This window comes from Candidatus Benthicola sp., from assembly GCF_058719085.1.
The window spans coordinates 1-11,754 of record NZ_JBZQEK010000095.1 but is presented as its reverse complement, the minus strand read 5'-3'; the positions used below and the strand labels follow the sequence as shown (position 1 = coordinate 11,754).

Here is an 11,754-nt window from a genome sequence, read left to right as displayed (position 1 = left end):
AATAGAGCTTTGAGCAATTTCTTCGAGAGCCACTGGGTCCTGAGCCTGCTGCTGATCCTGCCCCTCGCGGGTGCGATCGGCTGCCTGGTCGTGAAGGAAGAGGCGTCCCGGCACGTGGCGCTGGTGACGAGCGTCGCCTCATTCTTCGTCTCGCTGCCGTTGTTCTGGACCTTCCGCTCCGGAACGGCGGCGCTGCAGAACTACGTCTCGGTCCCCTGGATCGGCGCGTGGGGAATCGGCTATACCGTCGGCATTGACGGGATTTCCATCCTCATGGTCCTGCTGACGACGTTCGTGACGCCGCTCGCCGTGCTCGGTTCCTACTCGTACATCCAGCAGAGGCAGCGCGCGTACTACGCCATGCTCATGCTGCTCCTCGCGGCCATGATCGGCGTGTTCATCGCCCTCGATCTCTTCCTGTTCTTCCTGTTCTGGGAGATCATGCTGATCCCGATGTACTTCATCATCGGGGTATGGGGAGGGAAGCGGCGGATCTACGCGGCGGTGAAGTTCTTCCTGTTCACCGCGATCGGATCTCTCCTGATGCTGGTCGCGATCGTCGTCATCGTGTACCTGTACTATCAGCAGTTCGGAGTGGTCACGTTCGCGTACAACGACCTCGTTCAGCTTCCGATCGCGAGGAACCTGCAGTTCGCGCTCTTTTCGGCGTTCGCCCTGGCCTTCGCGATCAAGGTGCCTCTGTTCCCGGTGCACACGTGGCTTCCGGACGCCCACGTGGAAGCTCCCACCGCAGGCTCGGTGATCCTGGCCGGGGTGCTGCTGAAGATGGGCACCTACGGGTTCCTCCGTTTCGCCATGCCCTTCTTCTCGCATGCCGCGACCAGCCCGGCGGTGGTGGGGACGATCATCGTGTTGAGCCTGATCGGGATCACGTATGGCGCGTGGGTCGCGGCCGTCCAGCCGGACGCCAAGAAGCTGGTGGCGTACACTTCGATCGCCCACCTCGGCTTCGTGATGCTGGGGCTGTTCGCCCTCACCACGCAGGGCATTCAGGGCGGGATCCTCCAGATGGTGAACCACGGGATCTCCACCGGGGCGCTCTTTCTTCTGATCGGGATGATCTACGAAAGGCGCCACACGCGAATGATCGAGGACTTCGGGGGGATCGCGAAGGTCATGCCGGTCTTCGCCGCATGCTTCCTCCTGGTGGCCCTGAGCTCCATCGGGCTGCCCGGTACGAACGGCTTCGTGGGCGAGTTCCTGATTCTCATCGGAACGTTCCAGCGGTACCCGGTGGCGGCGTTCATCGCGGCGACCGGGGTGATCTTCGCCGCTGCCTACATGCTTCCGATGGTGCAGCGGCTCCTGTACGGCGAGATCGACAGGGAAGAGAACCGCACGCTCCGCGACATTGGAGCTCGCGAGAGGCTGGTTCTCGCTCCTGCGCTCATCATGATCGTGCTCATCGGCGTCTTCCCGCAGCCATTCCTCGAGCGAACGTCGGCGTCGGTGGATGCTCTGATCGACCAGATCGAGACACGGGCCGCCCTGGCTCCCGGCGTCATGGAGTCGTCGGAGGTGCGCTTCGACCGAATGCCGATCCTCGGGATCGACGAGTAGACCGAGAGGACTAGACAGGTGATCCTGGATTTCATATCCCCGGCCGATTACTTCTGGGCTCTCCTGCCCGAGGTGCTGTTGGCGGCCACGGGTCTCGTGGTTCTCACGCTGGACGTATTCCAGCGCGGATCGGGAACGGGACCGAGCCGGTCGTGGGTCCGCTGGACGGCCGTAGCGGGTGTCGTGGTGGCACTGATCGCCAATGGCTACCTGGCCCGCTTCGAAGTGTCCGAGCCGATCGGAATGATCGCGGTGGACGGGTTCCGACTGGCGACCAACTTCCTGGTCCTCGGGGCGACCCTGCTCGCCCTGCTGCTGTCCTTCGACTACGTGCGCCGCAGGGGCATCGACATCGGGGAGTTCTACTTCCTGGTCCTGATGGCCGCGGTCGGCATGATGCTGCTCGCCGCGGCGCGGGACCTGATCGTGGTATTCGTGTCGATCGAGCTCATGTCGCTGGCGGTCTACGTCCTGACCGGCTTCGATCGACAGGATCCGCGGTCATCGGAGGGTGCGCTCAAGTACTTCCTCATGGGTGCCTTCGCGTCCGGCTTCCTGCTGTACGGCATCGCTCTCCTGTTCGGAGCCACCGGGAGCACCAATCTGGCGCTGGTCACTTCGGAAGTGGCGCGAGGCGCGGCAGAGAACAACGTCCTCCTGTACGCCGGAGTGGCGCTCGTGGTCGTCGGCTTCGGTTTCAAGGTGTCGGCGGTGCCCTTCCACATGTGGACCCCGGATGCGTACGAAGGCGCTCCGACCCCGGTGACCGGCTTCATGGCTGCTGGCGTGAAGGCGGCCGGGTTTGCCGCCCTGCTGCGAATCGTGACCGTTGAACTCGCTCCCGCCGCCTCGATCTGGATGGCGATCCTCTGGTGGCTGGCCGTCCTGACGATGATCGTGCCCAATCTCATCGCCCTGGCGGAGGACAACGTCAAGCGGATGCTTGCATATTCCTCCATCGCGCATGCCGGGTATCTCCTCGTGGGCGTGGTCTCGGGCTCTGCGGCAGGTCGTGCGGCGGCGCTCCTGTACCTCTCGATCTACGCCGTCATGACGCTGGGGGCGTTCGCCATGGTCGGAGTCGTCGAGGGGGCGTCAGGCTCCCGGGGGCGGCTCTCGGACTATCGTGGTCTCGGGTGGCGCCGGCCGCTCCTCGGCGCGCTGCTGGTGGTATTTCTGCTGTCCCTCGCGGGTTTTCCGCCGACCGGCGGTTTCATCGGGAAGCTGTACCTGTTGATCGCGGCCGTTGAAGCGGGGCAGATCGCGCTCGCGGTGATTCTCGTCCTCACGAGCTTCGTCTCCTACTACTATTATCTCCGGGTGATCTGGAAGATGTATTTCGAGGAGGCGCCCGAGGACGCAGCTCTTCCCGCGACTCCAGGTGTCCCGTTCCGATTCGCTGCGGTGGTGGCGGCGATCGTCATCCTCGTCTCGGGTCTGTTTCCGGGTGAAGCGATCCGGACGGCCGAGCGAGCCGGAGCGGATCTGGCACCGCGCCAGACGTCGCCGTTGCTGCGACCGGCGGTGCCTCCCGTCGGAGTCACGGAGACGAGCGCCGACTGACTCCCGGCCCCCTGACGGCCGGGGGATTCCTTTCCGACCGCGGGCCGCGACCAGAACTCCGACCGCCCGGGCAGGTTCCTCTTACGCACAGGTTTCATGAACGTATCGAGCACCATTTTCCGGGAGTACGACATTCGCGGGATCGTGGGAGATGATCTCACGATCGCGATCGCCGGGGCCGTTGGACGGGCGTATGCGAGCCGCCTGAGAGAGACGGTGGAGGCACCGACCGTGGTGGTCGGGCACGACAACCGACCGAGCTCTCCGGAGCTCGCCGAGGCTCTCGTCGCGGGGCTCAACGCCTCGGGTGCCCACACCATCACCGTAGGTACCGTCCCGACCCCGACCCTCTACTACGCCGCGACGATCTGGAACACCGACGGTGGAATCCAGATCACCGGTTCTCACAATCCGCCCGAGTACAACGGGATCAAGATGATCGTGGGAGACCGGTCGCTCTACGGAGAAGCCATTCAGGAGCTCCGACGCCGGGTGGAGTCCGATGACTTCACCTCGGGGACAGGGCACCATGAGAAGCGGGAGATCCTCGAACGGTACGCCGCCGAGATCGGGGAGCGGGCGCGAGTCGACGGGCCCGTTCGAATGGTACTGGATTGCGGGAACGGAACGGGCTCCGTGGTCGCTCCCCAGGCCCTGAGAGCGGCGGGCATCGAGGTGGACTGCCTGTATTGCGAGTCGGACGGCACCTTTCCCAACCACCACCCGGATCCCACCGTCGACGAGAACGTCGTGGACCTCATCGATCGCGTCACCGAAACGGGTGCCGATCTGGGCGTCGGTCTCGACGGCGACGCCGACCGGATCGGAGCGGTGACCGGCGACGGCCGAATCGTACGCGGCGATCACCTCCTCCTGCTGTACGCCCTGGATGCTCTGCCCGGGCACCCCGGGGCCGAGATCGTCTTCGACGTCAAGTGCTCGAAGGCCCTGCCGGAGCTCATCGGCCGGGCCGGGGGCGTGCCCGTGATGTGGAAGACGGGGCACTCGCTGATCAAGGAGCGCATGAAGGCGTCCGGGTCTCCTATAGCGGGTGAGATGAGTGGACATATCTGTTTTGCGGACAACTATTTCGGGTTTGACGATGCGATCTATGCTGCAGCGCGTCTGGCCGGACTCGTACAGCGAAGCGGCCGGTCGCTCTCGGAACTCGCGGCGCGGATCCCGGCGTATCCGTCGACACCCGAGTTGCGTGTGGACTGCCCGGAGGACCGGAAGTTCAAGGTCGTCATGCGCGCGGTCGAGCACTTCCGAAGCCACCACCCGGTCAACGACATCGACGGAGCCCGAATCGACTTCGAGGATGGCTGGGCACTCATCCGGGCGAGCAACACCCAACCCGTGATCGTCGTTCGATTCGAGTCGGAGACTTCGGAAGGCCTGCGCCGGATCCGGGATGAGGTCGCGGAGTATCTCGCCGGCGAGGGAGTCAGCGTACCCGAGCTCCCCGCACGGTAGGAGTCCATTGATCTCACGCGGCCGTTCCGTCGTGGTGGCGATCGGGGGAAACGCGCTTTCACCCTCGGGGGAGTCTGCGTCGGTTTCCAACCAGTTTCGTCATACGAGGGAGAGCCTCGAGTCGATCGTCGGGTTGGCGCTCGAAGGTTGGAACGTCGCGGTCGTCCACGGGAACGGACCCCAGGTCGGAGACGAGCTGCAGAGAAACGAAACGGCTCGGGCCCGGGTCGAGCAGTTGCCTCTCGGCGTGCTGGTCGCCTCCACGGCCGGCTGGATCGGCTACATGATCCAGCAATCGCTTCAGAACGCGCTCCGGAAGGCGGGCAGCGATCGACGGGTCGTAACCTTGATCACTCAGGCCCTCGTCGATCCCGAGGATCCGTCGTTGCGCGAGCCGACCAAGTTCATCGGTCGCGGCATCCGGCCCGGCGTGGCGGAAGAGCTGCGATCGGAGGGAATACGGATCGAGACCGATTCGAAGGGGCAGTTGCGGCGCAGGGTGCCGAGCCCGGCGCCTGCAGCCATCGTGGAATCGGCCATGGTGGCGGAGCTCGTGAGGCGAGGAGACATCGTCATCGCCGCGGGTGGCGGTGGCATTCCCGTGTACGACGACCCGCAGCTCGGCCTCGAGGGAATCGACGCGGTCGTCGACAAGGACAGGGCCGCCGCTCTTCTGGCCAACGAGATCGAGGCGTCGGTGCTCCTGATCCTCACCGACGTCGACGGAGTATACGAGAACTGGGGGACCGACTCGGCGAGACTGGTTCCACGAATGACCGCTTCGGAGGCCCGCGCGATGCTGGCTTCGGGGGAGTTCGGGGCCGGGAGCATGGGACCGAAGGTGGAGGCGGCCATTCAGTTCGTGGAGGGCGGAGGAGAGCGGGCGATCATCGCGGATCTGCACGAAGGACCGGCCGGGTTGGCCGGTCAGGCGGGCACGACCATAACGCCGGGGCTTCCGGCATCCGGCGGTTTCGAATGAACACGACACGGCAAGGGCAGTCATGAACATCCACGAGTATCAGGCCAAGGAGATCCTCCGGGAGCACGGCATTCCGGTACCACCCGGTGAAGTGGCGACCACTCCCGAGGAGGCGGAGCAGATCGCCGGAGCATTCAGCGGCGCGGTCGTGGTCAAGGCACAGGTACATGCAGGCGGGCGCGGGAAGGCCGGAGGGGTGAAGCTGGCCGACGACGCGGCGGACGCGAAGAAGAAGGCCGCGGCGATCCTCGGCATGGAGATCAAGGGCTTGACCGTCGAGAAGGTGCTCGTGACCCCGGCCGAGGACATCGAAACCGAGGCGTACCTGGGCATCGTGATGGACAGGGGATCGCAGAGCGATGTGATCATGGTGTCCTCGGAAGGGGGGATCGACATCGAGGAGGTGGCCGCCACGAAGCCGGAGGCGATTCACCGTCTTTCGGTGGACCCCCGGTACGGACTGCTGCAGCACCAGGCCGCCGGGCTGGGTTACGCCCTGTACGACGATCCGAAGCTCGCTCGTCAGGCGGCGCGCATCATCCAGCAGCTCTACGAGGCCTACCGGGCGGCCGGGTGCACGCTGGCGGAAATCAACCCGCTGATTTCGACTCCCAACGGGGAAGTCAAGGCGATCGACGCGAAGATGAACATCGACGACAACGCGCTCTTCCGACTGCCGGAGGTCTCGGCGATGCGGGACGAATCGGCAGAAGATCCGTCCGAGCGGAAAGCGCGAGAGGCCGGTCTCAGCTACATCCAGCTGGACGGGAACGTCGGCTGCTGCGTGAACGGTGCCGGGCTGGCCATGGCTACGATGGACCTGGTGAAGCACTATGGCGGCGAACCCGCCAACTTCCTGGACATCGGAGGCTCGTCGAATCCCGACAAGGTGGTCACGGCTTTCGAGATCATCACCTCCGATCCGAATGTGAAGAGCATCCTGTTCAACATCTTCGGCGGGATCACTCGGTGCGACGATGTGGCGAACGGGATCGTGGAGGCGACGACGAGGATCGAGGTGGGGCTGCCGATCGCCATCCGGCTGACCGGCACGAACGAGGACCTGGCGGTCGAGATCCTGAAGGAGAACGGGTTCGAGGCGATGACCGACATGGATGAGGTGGTCAAGCGCGCCGTGGCCCTGGCGGCCGACGCGTAGAGCGGACCGAATCGAAGCGAATCGCAGATGGCGCAGACCGTGAGAGGATTCTGAAGCATGAGCATATTCATCGATGGCGACACTCGAGTGGTCGTCCAGGGCATCACCGGGCGGGACGGGTCGTTCCACGCGCGGCAGATGATCGAATACGGAACCCGGGTGGTGGCCGGGGTCACTCCGGGCAAGGGAGGACAGACCTTCGACGATTCCGTGCCTGTCTACGACACGGTGGCGCGAGCGGTAGAGCAGGAGGGTGCGAACGCGAGCGTGATCTACGTGCCTGCCGCATTCGCCGCGAGCGCCATCTTCGAGGCGGCGGACGCCGGGGTGGACCTGATCGTCTGCATCACGGAGGGCGTACCGGTGGCCGACGTGATGAGGGCCCTCCCGTACGTCCGGGAGAAGGGGGCGAGGCTCATCGGGCCCAACTGTCCGGGCCTCATCGCCCCCGGAGTGGGGAAGATCGGCATCCTTCCCGGTCAGATCGTGGTGCCGGGGCCGGTCGGAATCGTCAGTCGGTCCGGGACGTTGACGTACGAAGTGATCTTCCAGCTGACGCGTCACGGGATTGGCCAGTCGACCTGCGTCGGGATCGGTGGCGACCCGCTCATCGGAACCGACTTCGTGGACTGCCTTCGCGCCTTCGAGAACGATCCATCGACACGGGCCGTCGCGATGATCGGGGAGATCGGAGGCACGGATGAACAGGTGGCCGCGGCCTTCGTCCGGGATCACATGACGAAGCCGGTCGTCGGTTTCATAGCGGGCCAGACGGCCCCTCCGGGGCGGCGAATGGGTCACGCGGGTGCGATCATTTCGGGCTCCGAAGGTACGGCCTCGGAGAAGATGGCCGCCTTCCGCGAGTGCGGCATCGAGGTGGCCGAACGGCCCGCCGATGTCGTCGGCCTGATTCGGCGCGGGCTCGAGGCGTAGAGGAACATCCACGAACGGAACTGCCATGCAGACGTTGACCATCATCAAGCCCGATGCGTTCGGGTCCGGAAAAGCGGGTCAGATCATCGCACACCTCGAGGCGGCGGGTTTCGGGATCGTCGCCGCTGCCGTGAAACGGCTGACGCGCAGCGAGGCAGAGAGGTTCTACGGCGTGCACCGGGACCGGCCGTTCTTCTCCTCGCTGGTGGAGTTCATGACGTCCGGTCCGTGCATGCCGATGGTCCTCGAGCGAGAGGACGCGGTCGCGGAGCTTCGCAGGGTGATCGGGGCCACCGACCCGACAGAGGCCGATGAGGGGACGGTTCGGGCCCTCTACGCTGAGAGCAAGGAGCGCAACGCGATTCACGCGTCGGACTCGCCCGAGAACGCGGAATGGGAGTCTTCGTTCTTCTTTGCCGGGGTCGACCGGCTGACGAGGTGACGGAGGCGGTCGGTCAATTGACAGGACGGGTAGAAACGGCTATGAATAGCGGCTTCCCGGCTGGCCGGATCCCGCTCGACAGCCTACGTAGCGGGCCGGTCGAGGGGTCCGGCGGTCTGCCGGACTCGGGTGGGTCCTGGGGCACGCTGGACGTCGAATTCGTCGAGCAGCCGGGGCTCGAATACCGCGCCGAGGCGGCGGGCCACGGTGGGGTTCGGGTGACGGGCAGGTTGAGCGCCGAGCTGCAGCTGACCTGCAGGAGGTGTCTCGAGCCCACCCGGTGGCCGCTGGAGATCGAGTTCGATTATCGATTCGATCCTTCGGTGGAAGAGTCGGAAGAGGAAGAAGGCGTCTATGCGCTGGATGCGGAGTCCGGTGTGGTGGATCTGGCCCGCCCCCTGAGGGAGGAGTTGATCCTGGCCGTGCCGGAGTTCCCGGTGTGCAGCGACACATGCCGCGGATTGTGTCCCGCGTGCGGGGCCAACTGGAACGAGACGGAATGTGATTGTCGCCCGGAGGGCGGAGACCCTCGCTGGAACGTGCTGAAGTCGCTGGTTTCGGACGGGCAGCCGATGGGTGCTGCCGACCCCGGTGAAGACAACGAAGTCAACGAGGCATAGGGAGTCGAATCATGGCGGTACCCAAGAGGCGTACCTCAAAGCAGCGGAAGCGCAAGCGGCGCACACACCACGCGGCGGCGTCCGTCGCCCATCAGGCCTGTCCGCGCTGCGGCGACCCGCGGCGGCCTCACCGTGTGTGCCCGACGTGCGGACACTACGGAGATCGCGAGGTCGTCAGAACCGAAGAGTTCTGATCGGCCTGCGGCCGAGCGCGTAGTCCATGCATAGCGTCGCGCTGGACGCGATGGGAGGAGACGGCGCGCCCCGAGTCATCGTCGAGGGCGCGCTGTCTGCCATCCGGGAGTGGCCGGGCCGCTTCGAGCTCCTGCTGGTCGGCGATCCGGAGCGGATCGAGCCTCTGCTGGGTGAAGGAAGCCCCGAGGGGCTTGGCATCGTCCCTGCCCGAGAGGTGATCGGTGGTCACGAGTCTCCGGTCAGGGCCGTGCGCCGAAAGCCCGACAGCTCGATCGTGGTCGGTCTGGAGCTCCTCAGCAGCGGCGGCGCCGATGCGTTCATCAGCGCCGGATCTACCGGAGCGGTCATGGCGGCTTCCCGCCTCCTTCTCGGACTCGTGCCGGGGGTCGAGCGACCGACGGTGGGCACGATGTTTCCGACCACGGCCTCGCCGGTTCTCGTCGTCGATTCAGGAGCGAACGTCGACACGCGGCCGTGGCACCTGCTGCAGTTCGCACATCTCGGAGCGGTCTACGTGCGGGATCTGCTCGGAATCGAGGAACCGCGGGTCGGACTTCTCAACGTCGGGGAAGAAGCGTCCAAGGGGGATTCGAGATCCCGGGCGACCTACCGGCTCCTGGAGGAAGCCGATGACCTGCACTTCGTGGGTAACGTCGAGGGAGATGGGATCATCGGCGGCGCCTGCGACGTGCTGCTGTGCGATGGCTTCGTGGGCAACGTACTTCTCAAGTTCTACGAATCCGTGGCGTCGTTCATGTCCGGGGTGCTGAACCGGCACCTGGATGCCGCGAAGGGAGGAGAAGGGCTTCAGGAGGTGTACCGGAAGCTGGACTACGCCGAGTATGGAGGCGCCCCCCTGCTGGGGGTCAACGGCGTTTCGGTCATCTGCCACGGGGCCTCATCCGAACGGGCGATCAAGAACGCGATCCGGGTCGCGGGTGCCTGCCTGGACTCGGGCATGGTGGCCGATCTGGCCTCGGAGCTCGACCCTCTGACCCGCCGGGCGAAAGTCTGGCGGCGCATCCGACATCGCTGACCCGTACATCCGATACACGCCTCCGTTCGATCGGTGGGGGTGGCAAAGGGGGTAATCAAGGTGACCAGGGGCCAGATCGCGCTGCTGCTTCCCGGACAGGGCTCGCAGTTCGTCGGCATGGGGAAGGATCTCGCCGAGCATCGATCCGAGGCCGCGGAGGCGTACGAAGCGGCCAACGACATTCTCGGAACGGATCTCTCCGGCATCTGCTGGCATGGACCGGAAGAGGAGCTCACGCGCACGGAGAACGCGCAGCCCGCCATTCTGCTTCACAGTTATGCGACCTGGATCTGTCTTCCCGAGGAGATTCGCGACCGGGTGGCCGTGGCTGCGGGGCATTCCCTCGGGGAGTTTTCCGCATACCTGACCGCGGGTGCGCTCGGCTTCGAGGACGCCTTGAGGCTGGTGAGGCGCCGGGGCGAGCTCATGGGAAGGGCGGGAACGGTGCGTCCCGGAACGATGGCCGCCATCATCGGCCTGGAGGACGACCTCGTCGTGGAGGTCTGCGCCTCGGTCCAGACCGGTACCGTGGTACCCGCGAACTTCAACGCTCCGGGACAGGTGGTGATCAGCGGCGATGTGGAGGCGGTGCGAGACGCTCGAGAGAGTGCTCTCGCGGCCGGTGCGAAGCGGGCTCTTCCGCTCAACGTGAGCGGTGCGTTTCACTCTCCTCTCATGATGGATGCGCGCGAGGGCCTCGCCCTGGCGCTCGAAGGCGTACGGGTGGCCGATCCCTCGTTTCCGGTGGTGGCCAATGCGTCGGCGGACTCCGTGACGGACCCCGGTCGTGCGCGCGAGCTGCTCGTGGAGCAGTTGACGTCGCCGGTCCGCTGGGTAGAATGCGTCCAGACCATGTCCCGGATGACGCCGGATCTCTGGCTGGAGCTCGGTCCCGGGCGGGTTTTGGGCGGCTTGATCCGCCGCATCGACCGGGCGCTCGAGGTCCACTCGGTCGGCACGGCCGCTGACGTGGAAAACGTGGTTTCGATCCTGGAGGGGAACGGGGATGCGTGAGCTTGAAGGTCGGGTAGCCGTCGTCACCGGAGGTTCGCGAGGCATTGGACGGGCCGTCGCGATCGAGCTCTCCCGGGCCGGCGCGAACGTCGCTGCGGTCGCCCGCTCCGCCGCCGGCGCGGCCGAGGCTGCAGCTGCCTGCGAGGGTCAGGCCGCAGGGTATGCGTGCGACGTATCGGATCCGGAGGCATGTGCGGCGTTGATCCGACAGGTGGAAGAGGATCTCGGGCCGGTCGACATCCTCGTGAACAACGCGGGCATCACCCGGGACAACATCCTGCTTCGCCTGAAGGATGAGGATTGGGAGGCAGTGCTTCAGACCAATCTCACGGGGGCCTTTCTGACCACGCGTGCGGTCGCGCGCGGCATGATGAAGAGACGGGAAGGGCGCATCATCAATATCGCCAGCGTGGTAGGGTTGACGGGAAACCGGGGACAGGCCAACTATGCGGCGTCCAAGGCGGGTCTGGTCGGGTTCACGAAGTCCGTGGCCCAGGAGCTCGCCGCCCGGGGAGTACTGGCCAACGTGGTGGCGCCCGGCTTCATCGACACTGACATGACGGCGGAACTGCCGGAGGAGGCACGAGCGGCGCTCTTCGACCGCATACCCCTCGGCAGGTTCGGGACTCCGGAAGACGTGGCGGGTACCGTGCGCTTCCTCGCAGGCCCCGCGTCATCCTACATTACCGGTCAGGTGGTGGTGGTGGATGGCGGTATGGTGATGTGACCGGCGACTCGTCGAGACGCCGGGGC

12 protein-coding genes are annotated in these 11,754 nt (G+C 65.6%); all 12 read left to right on the top strand.

Features of this window, described 5'->3' with window-relative positions; all coding sequences use genetic code 11:
• Positions 1-9 precede the first annotated feature (9 nt).
• The 12 genes from AC36XV_RS07290 (at position 10) to fabG (ending at position 11,728) form a co-directional block, all read left to right on the top strand.
• Positions 10-1,581: a complex I subunit 4 family protein gene (locus AC36XV_RS07290; RefSeq protein WP_492203018.1), complete on the top strand. Its 1,572-nt coding sequence runs from the start codon at positions 10-12 to the stop codon at positions 1,579-1,581.
• 18 nt (positions 1,582-1,599) lie between these two features.
• Positions 1,600-3,144 carry an NADH-quinone oxidoreductase subunit N gene (locus AC36XV_RS07285; RefSeq protein ID WP_492203017.1) on the top strand — a complete coding sequence of 515 codons (1,545 nt, stop codon included), beginning with the start codon at positions 1,600-1,602 and terminating at the stop codon, positions 3,142-3,144.
• 96 nt (positions 3,145-3,240) lie between these two features.
• A complete protein-coding gene (locus AC36XV_RS07280) occupies positions 3,241-4,620 on the top strand; it encodes a phosphomannomutase/phosphoglucomutase (RefSeq protein WP_492203016.1) in 1,380 nt (459 codons plus the stop codon).
• Between the two features lie 7 nt (positions 4,621-4,627).
• Complete coding sequence (locus AC36XV_RS07275; RefSeq protein ID WP_492203015.1) at positions 4,628-5,602, top strand: carbamate kinase; 975 nt, start codon at positions 4,628-4,630, stop codon at positions 5,600-5,602.
• 22 nt (positions 5,603-5,624) lie between these two features.
• Complete coding sequence (gene sucC, locus AC36XV_RS07270; protein WP_492203014.1) at positions 5,625-6,761, top strand: ADP-forming succinate--CoA ligase subunit beta; 1,137 nt, start codon at positions 5,625-5,627, stop codon at positions 6,759-6,761.
• A 57-nt stretch (positions 6,762-6,818) separates the two neighbouring features.
• The gene (gene sucD, locus AC36XV_RS07265; RefSeq protein WP_492203013.1) at positions 6,819-7,694 is read left to right on the top strand and encodes a succinate--CoA ligase subunit alpha; all 876 of its coding nucleotides are present in this window, start codon (positions 6,819-6,821) and stop codon (positions 7,692-7,694) included.
• 25 nt (positions 7,695-7,719) lie between these two features.
• The gene (gene ndk / locus AC36XV_RS07260) at positions 7,720-8,136 is read left to right on the top strand and encodes a nucleoside-diphosphate kinase (protein WP_492203012.1); all 417 of its coding nucleotides are present in this window, start codon (positions 7,720-7,722) and stop codon (positions 8,134-8,136) included.
• A 41-nt stretch (positions 8,137-8,177) separates the two neighbouring features.
• Positions 8,178-8,756: a YceD family protein gene (locus tag AC36XV_RS07255; protein ID WP_492203011.1), complete on the top strand. Its 579-nt coding sequence runs from the start codon at positions 8,178-8,180 to the stop codon at positions 8,754-8,756.
• Between the two features lie 11 nt (positions 8,757-8,767).
• Complete coding sequence (rpmF, locus tag AC36XV_RS07250) at positions 8,768-8,950, top strand: 50S ribosomal protein L32 (RefSeq protein WP_492203010.1); 183 nt, start codon at positions 8,768-8,770, stop codon at positions 8,948-8,950.
• A gap of 26 nt (positions 8,951-8,976) precedes the next feature.
• Positions 8,977-9,987, top strand: coding sequence for a phosphate acyltransferase PlsX (gene plsX / locus AC36XV_RS07245; RefSeq protein WP_492203009.1), 1,011 nt, complete (start codon positions 8,977-8,979; stop codon positions 9,985-9,987).
• A 39-nt stretch (positions 9,988-10,026) separates the two neighbouring features.
• On the top strand, positions 10,027-11,001 hold the full coding sequence (gene fabD, locus AC36XV_RS07240) for an ACP S-malonyltransferase (protein WP_492203008.1): 975 nt from the start codon (positions 10,027-10,029) through the stop codon (positions 10,999-11,001).
• On the top strand, positions 10,994-11,728 hold the full coding sequence (fabG, locus tag AC36XV_RS07235) for a 3-oxoacyl-[acyl-carrier-protein] reductase (RefSeq protein WP_492203007.1): 735 nt from the start codon (positions 10,994-10,996) through the stop codon (positions 11,726-11,728). The genes fabD and fabG overlap by 8 nt, the downstream gene beginning before the upstream one ends.
• Positions 11,729-11,754: the final 26 nt, after the last annotated feature.